7 protein-coding genes and 1 pseudogene are annotated in these 6,606 nt (G+C 64.4%); 6 read left to right on the top strand and 2 right to left on the bottom strand.

The window, feature by feature from the left end; translation table 11 throughout:
- The 4 genes from trpD to VZ95_RS21645 form a co-directional block, all read left to right on the top strand.
- Positions 1-709, top strand: a 709-nt coding sequence (trpD, locus tag VZ95_RS05265) for an anthranilate phosphoribosyltransferase (RefSeq protein ID WP_045774937.1), incomplete at its 5' end; no start/stop codon positions are given.
- 1 nt (position 710) lies between these two features.
- The gene (gene trpC / locus VZ95_RS05270; RefSeq protein WP_045774938.1) at positions 711-1,496 is read left to right on the top strand and encodes an indole-3-glycerol phosphate synthase TrpC; all 786 of its coding nucleotides are present in this window, start codon (positions 711-713) and stop codon (positions 1,494-1,496) included.
- A gap of 181 nt (positions 1,497-1,677) precedes the next feature.
- Positions 1,678-2,280, top strand: a complete 603-nt coding sequence (locus VZ95_RS05275) for a phosphoribosylanthranilate isomerase (RefSeq protein WP_052711507.1) — start codon at positions 1,678-1,680, stop codon at positions 2,278-2,280.
- A gap of 190 nt (positions 2,281-2,470) precedes the next feature.
- Complete coding sequence (locus VZ95_RS21645; protein ID WP_052711508.1) at positions 2,471-2,842, top strand: superantigen-like protein SSL4; 372 nt, start codon at positions 2,471-2,473, stop codon at positions 2,840-2,842.
- Between the two features lie 79 nt (positions 2,843-2,921).
- On the opposite strand, the pseudogene mnmE reads toward VZ95_RS21645, so the two are convergent.
- A pseudogene (mnmE, locus tag VZ95_RS05285) lies at positions 2,922-4,256 on the bottom strand (tRNA uridine-5-carboxymethylaminomethyl(34) synthesis GTPase MnmE).
- Positions 4,154-4,621, bottom strand: coding sequence for a (2Fe-2S) ferredoxin domain-containing protein (locus VZ95_RS05290; RefSeq protein ID WP_232302486.1), 468 nt, complete (start codon positions 4,619-4,621; stop codon positions 4,154-4,156). The pseudogene mnmE and the gene VZ95_RS05290 overlap by 103 nt, the downstream one beginning before the upstream one ends.
- 130 nt (positions 4,622-4,751) lie before the next feature.
- On the opposite strand from VZ95_RS05290, the gene VZ95_RS05295 reads away from it, so the two are divergent.
- Together VZ95_RS05295 and VZ95_RS05300 are read left to right on the top strand one after the other, a co-directional pair.
- Positions 4,752-5,447: a dienelactone hydrolase family protein gene (locus VZ95_RS05295; protein WP_045774939.1), complete on the top strand. Its 696-nt coding sequence runs from the start codon at positions 4,752-4,754 to the stop codon at positions 5,445-5,447.
- A gap of 12 nt (positions 5,448-5,459) precedes the next feature.
- Positions 5,460-6,437, top strand: coding sequence for a quinone oxidoreductase family protein (locus tag VZ95_RS05300; protein WP_045774940.1), 978 nt, complete (start codon positions 5,460-5,462; stop codon positions 6,435-6,437).
- Positions 6,438-6,606 lie beyond the last annotated feature (169 nt).

Genomic DNA, 6,606 nt, shown 5'->3' on the forward strand with positions numbered 1-6,606 from the left:
GGGCGCGAGTGTGGCCAAGCACGGCAATCGCGCGGTATCATCGAAAAGCGGTAGTTCCGACGTGCTCGAAGCCCTGGGTGTGCCGGTCGATCTCTCCATCGAAGCCACGGCGCGCGGCATCGAGACCATCGGTATCGGCTTTCTGTTTGCCCCGCTCTATCACCCGGCCACCAAAGCGGTGGCGACGATCCGCCGGGCCTTGGGCATCCGCACCTTGTTTAATCTGCTGGGGCCGCTGACCAACCCCGCCCATGTGCGCAAGCAATGTGTCGGCGTCTATCATCCGTCGAAATTGCGCATCATGGCGGAAGCGCTGGCCGGGCTCGACTGCGAACGCGCGCTGGTGATTTCGGCGGAAGTCGGGCTCGATGAAGTCTCCCCCCAGGGCAAGACCTTCGTCGCTTCCTTGCGGAACGGCGCCATTGAAGAGTTTACCGTGACCCCCGCCGATTTCGGCTTCGATGAGCAACCGCTGACGGTCATCAAAGGCGGCAGCCCCCAGGAGAATGCCGTGGCGCTGCTCACCATTCTGCGCGGCGAGGATCATCCGGGCCGTCAGACAGTGCTGATGAATGCGTCGGCTGCCCTGGTTGCCGCCGATCTCGCCGAGGATTTCAAGAGCGGGGTGGCGCTGGCGCAAGCGGCGATTGCCTCCGGCGCGGCGCTGGCGAAGCTGGACGGGCTGCGTGCCCTGAAGAACGAGGCATAACATGACGATTCTCTCCAACCGCCTGAAGCCGATCTGCGACCGTCGCGCCGAGGATGTTGTGGCGGGCAAGGCCCAGCGCTCCCTTTCCGACATTGAACGCGAGATCGCTAACCTGCCGCCGACGCGCGGTTTCACCCGCGCCGTCACCGAACCGGGGGCGCTGCGCGTGATCGCCGAAATCAAGCGCGCCTCCCCGTCTGCCGGAACCATCCGCGCCGACAGCGACCCGGTGGCGATTGCCCTCTCCTACGAGGCCGCTGGTGCCTCCGCTCTCTCGATCCTCACGGAGCCCCACTGGTTCCACGGCGTCGATGCCGAACTGCAAGCGGCGCGGGCGCAGGTGACGATCCCGGTGCTGCGCAAAGATTTCATCGTCGATCCCTGGCAGGTTGCCGAAACCCGCCTGATGGCCGACGCCTGCCTGCTCATCGTCGCCGTGCTGGGCGAATCCACCGCCGACTATCTCGCCCAAGCCCGATCCTATGGGCTCGATGCCCTGGTCGAAGTTCATGACGAGGCCGAAATGGACATCGCCCTGAAGGCCGGGGCCGAGTTGATCGGCGTCAACAACCGCGACCTCACCACCTTCATCATCGACCTCGCCAATGCCGAGCGCCTGCGTCCGAGGGTGCCGCCCGGTATCGGCTTCGTCGCGGAAAGCGGCCTCGAAACCCCCGAAGATTTCGCCCGCATGCGCAGCATCGACGCCCAGGCCGTCCTCGTCGGCTCGGCCCTGATGCGCGCGCCGGAGCCGGGGGCGCAGTTGCGGTATCTGTTGGGGCAATAGTCTGTCAGGGGCTCTGCCCCCGACGCCCCCGCTCAAGGGGCTTGCCCCTTTGAGAATCCCATTTACTGTTTTGAGCCTCTCCGCCCATTTTTCTTGAATAAGAAATGGGATTACTAAGGGCCAAGGCCCTTAGTTGGGGTTGTTTAGGGGTGAAACCCCTAACCTTCCGAAAGGAATAATCATGGTGCGCGTCAAAATCTGCGGCCTCACGCGCTTAGGCGATGCGCTGCACGCGGCGGCGTCGGGGGCGGATGCTCTGGGGTTCATCGTGTGGCCGGGCTCGAAGCGCTTTATCAGCGTGTCCGATCTGGCGCGGTTGCGGCGGGAGTTGCCGCCGTTTGTGCAGACGGTAGCGGTGACGGTGAATGCGACCCCGGCGGAGATTGTTGCCGTGTGGCATCAGACGGGGGTGAGCGCGGTGCAGCTTCATGGCGATGAGACGCCGGAGGCGTATCGCAATTTACCGATGCCGATCATCAAGGCCTTTCGCGCGCCGCCGTTAGCCGCTGAGTTGGATGCGTGGGACGCGGTAGCGTTTCTGGCCGATGGCGCGGCTGCCGGGCATTACGGCGGGTCGGGCGTGGTGGCGGATGGGGCGACGGTTGAGGCGTTGGCGGCCACCGGGCGTCTCATTCTCGCGGGCGCTGACGCCGGAAACGGTAGCCGAGGCCGTGCGCCGGGTGCGGCCCTATGCGGTCGATGTGGCGAGCGGCACGGAGGTGCTGACCGAGGGCGGCACGCAGTCGGGTGTGAAAGACCCCGAGCGCGTGCGCCGGTTCATTGAGGCTGCCAAGGTTGCGCTGCCTTAATCGCGCCACAAGGTTACGGGGAGCTAAACGGAAGCTCTGCCCGTTGTAATTTGATTTGATGCGGTTCTGGGCTTAAGTCTAGTGGCACGGAAGACGGCGAAAAACGACCGAAACTTCCGAAAGAAAAACCTCAATGACTTGCCTGATCCAAGTAAGGAACGCATCATGACGAAGATTGCTGCTGGTTTTGCTGCTCTGGTTCTCTCTGTGTCGGGCATGGCCCTCGCGTCGGGTGCGACGACGGCCCCCGCGACCGCCCCGGTTGCTCCCGTGAAGGCTTCGGCTGCCGCGACCACCACCCAGGCCCCGGCTGCCGGTGTGACCCAGCAGGCCCCGAAGGTTCAGGCCCCCGTTCAAGCGGCGGCTCCGACGACGAGCCCGGACACCAAAGCGGTTGCGCCGACCGTGAAGCCGGTCACCCCGGAAGTCGGCAAGGCCGATGTGAAAGCCGACGTAAAGACAGACGCGAAGAAGACCGATGATACGGTCATCCAGGGCGCGGCTCCCGCCCCGGCCCCGAAAACCACGACGAACTAAACCTGCTTATCGCAGAGGCACGGGAAGGGGCGCGGCGCAGGCTGCGCCCCTTTTTCCGTTCCGTGTTTCACGTGAAACATCACTTGCCGATACAGAACTCGGCGAAAATAAGTCCGAGAATGTCCTCGACATCGACGCGCCCGACGATCCGCCCGAGCCCGCGCAGGGCCAAGCGGACATCCTCGGTAATCAACTCCGGCACCTCCCCACCGACGCGCCCGCTGGAGCGCGTCGCAGGTCTCCGCGAGCGCCGCGCGGTGACGGCTGCGCGTTAGCAGCGGATCGGCCCCGGTCGAGAGTAGCGCTGCGGCGCGGTCCGTCAGCAGCCCCAACAGCCCGTCGAACCCGCCCCCATCGCGCACCGACAGCGGCTGCCAACCCGCCGCGACCGCCGCCGACGAAGCCCCCTGCCCCGCGTCGCACTTGGTCAGCAGACGGATGGTTTCTTCCCGCGCGAGCCACGGCGCGAGTTCCGCCGGAACCTCGGGCCAATCGGCCTGATCGAGTAGCACCAGCGCGAGATCGGCTTGATCGGCGCGGGCGCGGGCACGGCGGATGCCTTCGGCTTCAATCGGATCGTCGGTCTCCCGCAGTCCGGCGGTATCGACCAGGGTGACGGGATAACCGCCCAGGTCCAACTGTAGCTCGATCACATCACGCGTCGTGCCCGCCCGGTCGGACACGATGGCGGCGTCGCGCCCGGCCAGGGCATTGAGCAGGCTCGATTTGCCCGCGTTCGGCGGGCCGAGAATGACAATGCTAAGGCCCTGGCGCAATCGCTCGCCCCGCCCATCGGCGAGATGGATTTGCATCTCGCCGAGCATGGCGGCCAGATCGGGCCGGGTCGCGGCGAGAAGATCGGCGGGTACATCCTCTTCCTCGACGAAATCGATGGTGGCTTCGCAATGGGCGAGCGCCCGCATCAACCGCACTTGCCAGCCGGTAACGAGCGCGCCCAAGGCCCCATCCAACTGGCGCACGGCCTGGCGGCGTTGGGCCTCGGTTTCGGCGTCGATCAGATCGGCGAGCCCTTCCACTTCGGTCAGGTCGAGCTTGCCGTTATCGAAAGCGCGGCGGGTGAACTCCCCCGGCTCGGCGAGGGCGCACACCCGGCACGCGGCAGGCGGCGGCGAGCAGTGCCGCCAAAACCGCCCGGCTGCCGTGCCCTTGGAACTCGGCCACATCCTCGCCGGTAAAAACTGCCGGCGCGGGAAACCAGAGCAGCAGGCCTTTTATCGAGCAAAGCGCCATCGGCGGGATCGACGAAGTCGGTGAGCTTGGCTTTGCGGGCGGGCGGCAGCGGTTTGCGCGTCAAAGCCTCGGCCAAAGCCCCCGCCTGCGGGCCGGAGGCGCGCAGTACGGCCACTCCGGCGCGGCCCGGTGCGGTGGCGATGGCGATGATCGTGTCGGCCACGGCCTTAAACTTTTTTCTGGGATCTTCTGATCCGGCGCGATCATCAACCGCTCGACGCGCCCGCCCTGGCGCAGGTGGGTTTCCAGAATCTCATCGATATCGGCGACGGTGCGGGCCTGATACCAAATGCCTTCGGGATAGATCACGAGGGTTGGGCCGAACTCGCAACGGTCCAGGCAAGCGGCGCCGTTCACGCGAATGCCCTTGATGCCGAGTTCCTTGGCGCGGGCTTTCGCGTAATCGCGCAGCTTTTCCGAGCCCGAGGCGGCGCAGGAGCCGCGCGGGTGGCCATCGGGGCGGCGGTTGGTACACATAAAGAAATGGGCTTCGAAATAGAGCCCGGGATCGGTGGCTAAACGGGGCATTGCTCTCTCGGTATTGGGGGTTGATTCGGGCCGTTCAGTACCCAGGTTAACCCTGTTAAATTTCAAGTCTTGCGCGGCGTTGAGACTATCGGTCCAATGGCCGCAGCGCAATCTTTCGGGGAAGAAACCAATGCCGGGCACCGTTACCATCACCACGCCTGCGGGCGAAACGTTCAGCGCCTATGAAGTAAAGCCGGAGGGCACGCCGAAAGCGGGCCTGGTGCTGATCCAGGAGATTTTCGGCGTCAATCAGGTGATGCGCGATCTGGCCGCCGATTTTGCGGCTCAAGGCTATCACGTGCTGGTGCCGGATTTGTTTTGGCGGCAGGAGCCGGGCGTTGATATTACCGATAAGTCCGAAGCCGACTGGCAAAAGGCCTTCGCGCTGCTGAACGGCTTCGATCAAGCCAAGGGTGTTGCCGATATTCAGGCGACGATTACCCATTTGCGCGGCCTCGGCGTCGGCAAAGTTGGCGCGGTCGGCTATTGCCTCGGCGGGCGCTTGGCGGTGATGAGCGTTATCGGCACGGATATCGACGCCTCGGTTTCCTATTACGGTATTGGCCTCGCGGCCCTGGTGCCGGAGTTCGATAAGATCGAGGTTCCCTTGCTCGCCCATATCGCCGAGCTGGATAAATTCGTTCCTGCTGCCGAGCGCGACGAGGTTTTGGCGGCTTGGGCGGGAAGGCCGGGCATCACGGCCCATGTCTACGCAGGCCAAGATCACGCCTTCGCCCGCGTCGGCGGCGAGCATTACAGCGCCGATGCCGCGAACCTCGCCAATACCCGCACCGCCGATTTCTTGCACGCCGCGCTCGCAGCTTAAGTGGAGCTTCCTATGACCAAAACCCACGCCATCCGCCTGTATGAGTTCGGCGGCCCGGAAGTGCTGAAATGGGAAGAAATCGATCTTCCCGCCCCCGGCCCCGGCGAAGCGCTGATTCGGCAAACCGCCGTTGGCCTGAATTTCATCGAAATCTACCAGCGCACGGGCCTTTACCCGCTGCCGCTGCCGCTCGTTCTGGGCCAGGAAGGCGCGGGGGTGGTGGAAGCCATCGGCCCCGGCGTGACCGATGTGAAAGTGGGCGACCGGGTGGCCTATGCCAGCGGCCCTTCAGGGGCTTACGCCGAGAAGCGCCTCTACCCCGCTAACCGGCTCGTGCCCCTGCCCGATGGCATCAGCGACCAAATCGCCGCCGCTGCGATGCTCGGCGGGATGACCGCGCGCTACCTCATTAAAGAAACTTTCCCTCTGAAGCCGGGCCATACGGTGCTGTACCATGCCGCAGCGGGCGGGGTTGGCCAGATTGCCGTGCAATGGGCAAAGCACCTGGGCGCAACCGTGATCGGCACCGTTTCCGCCGGGAAGGTTGATCTCGCCAAATCCTTGGGGTGCGATCACGTGCTGGTCAGCGGGCAGGATGATATCGCGGCCAAGGTGAAGGAGATTACCGGCGGGCGCGGCGTCGATGTCGTCTATGATTCGGTCGGCAAGGATACCTGGGACGGCTCGCTCGATTCCCTCGCCCCGCGCGGCATGATGGTCACGTTTGGCAATTCTTCTGGCCCGGTGCCCGCCATAGCACCGCTCACTCTTGCGGCCAAGGGCTCGCTGTTTCTAACGCGCCCAACCCTCGGCCATTACATCGCTACCCGCGACGACCTGCTGGCGAATGCCAAGGATCTGTTCGACGTGATTCTGTCGGGCAAGGTCAAAATTCACGTGAATCAAACCTTCGCCCTCAAAGACGCCGCCGACGCCCAAATTGCGATGGCTAGCCGCCGCACGACGGGGGCTACGGTGCTGCTGCCGTAGAGTGTGAAGTTAGGGGCGACGCCCCTAACAACCCCAGCTAAGGGCCTTGGCCCTTAGCAATCCAATTTCTTGGGTTTGGGGAATAGAGCTAAAAAAGGTCTTTTAAAGGAACGGGATTCTCAAGGGGCGAGCCCCTTGAGTGGTGTGCAGAGGCGGAGCCTTTGCCTCC

Origin of the sequence: Elstera litoralis, from assembly GCF_000963705.1 — a bacterium.
GTDB lineage: Bacteria > Pseudomonadota > Alphaproteobacteria > Elsterales > Elsteraceae > Elstera > Elstera litoralis.

Coding starts and splice junctions, on each gene's coding strand:
- trpC (WP_045774938.1), top strand. CDS start 711: ATGACGATTCTCTCCAACCGCCTGAAGCCGATCTGCGACCGTCGCGCC.
- VZ95_RS05300 (WP_045774940.1), top strand. CDS start 5,460: ATGACCAAAACCCACGCCATCCGCCTGTATGAGTTCGGCGGCCCGGAA.
- VZ95_RS05290 (WP_232302486.1), bottom strand. CDS start 4,621: ATGCCCCGTTTAGCCACCGATCCCGGGCTCTATTTCGAAGCCCATTTC.
- VZ95_RS05275 (WP_052711507.1), top strand. CDS start 1,678: ATGGTGCGCGTCAAAATCTGCGGCCTCACGCGCTTAGGCGATGCGCTG.
- VZ95_RS05295 (WP_045774939.1), top strand. CDS start 4,752: ATGCCGGGCACCGTTACCATCACCACGCCTGCGGGCGAAACGTTCAGC.
- VZ95_RS21645 (WP_052711508.1), top strand. CDS start 2,471: ATGACGAAGATTGCTGCTGGTTTTGCTGCTCTGGTTCTCTCTGTGTCG.